Below are 1,061 nucleotides of genomic sequence, written 5' to 3' on the forward strand. Positions count from 1 at the left end.
CGACCAGCCACCCCACCCCCGCACACACCTCACATAGCCCGAAAATCCCGCACGGAAAACCGCGGCGCCCGCCGCTCCGGCACCCGCCCGGACAGCAGGACCAACCGCGCCGCCCGGTGCCGCTGACCCGCGTACGGCTCCAGAAGCTCCAGCATCGCCGCGTCGTCCAGCCCGCGCTGCCCGGTGAGCGCGTAACCGACGATCCCCGGCAGATGCAGATCCCCGACGGTGACCGCGTCCGGGCAGCCGTTGCTGCGCTGAAGGGTCTCCGCCGCCGTCCACGGGCCGATGCCCGGAATCAGCCGAAGCCGCGCCGCGGCCTCCGCGGACGGCATGCCCGCCGCCTCCTCCAACCGCCGGGCGGCCCGCGCCGCCCGTATCACCGTCTCCGCCCGCTTGGCGTCCACACCGGCCTTGTGCCACTCCCAGGAGGGGATCATCGCCCAGCCCCGCGGATCCGGCATCACCCTCAGCCGCCCGCTCACGCCGCCCCGGCCACCTCCGCCAGAGTCCTCTGACGCCGGGCCCGGCGCGGGCTCCCCGAACCGCTGGAGCAGCAGCCGCCACCCGCGGTACGCCTCATCGCTGGTGACCTTCTGCTCCAGGATCGAGGGGATCAGCGACTCCAGCACCAGCCCCGTCCGGCACAGCCGCAGCCCGGGGTAGCGCCGGTGCGCCTCGTGCACCAGCCGGTGCCGGGGGACGAAGACCGAGGGGTCGTCATCCGCGCCGAGCAGCGCCGGAAGCCCGTCCAGCAGCCAGGGGCCACCCGGCCCCCACGCCTCGGCCACCACTTCCGCGCCGTCCCGCGCGATACGGATGGTGCCCGGCCCGTCCGGGGTCCGAGAGGCCCGCCACACCGCCCCGTCCGAACCCACCCGGAACGCCGGATCACCGGGTCCCCGACGCAGCGGCCCCAGGGCGAGCCCCAGGTGGAGGTCCCCCTTCGGCATCCACCGCCGCACCCGCGGCGCCCCCGCCTCGGAGGCCCGGGACGCGGGCACCCGCACCTGTCCGCCGCGCACCGCGGTGCGGCTCGACGGGGCGGGACCGGTGACGGG

General features: G+C 76.3%; 1 protein-coding gene. It reads right to left on the minus strand.

The window, feature by feature from the left end:
- Nucleotides 1-29: 29 nt before the first annotated feature.
- Nucleotides 30-1,061: DNA-3-methyladenine glycosylase family protein (locus E4099_RS32300; RefSeq protein WP_425348295.1), on the minus strand; the 1,032-nt coding region annotated here is incomplete at its 5' end.

Origin of the sequence: Streptomyces palmae (assembly GCF_004684805.1) — a bacterium.
GTDB classification, from domain to species: Bacteria; Actinomycetota; Actinomycetes; order Streptomycetales; family Streptomycetaceae; genus Streptomyces; species Streptomyces palmae.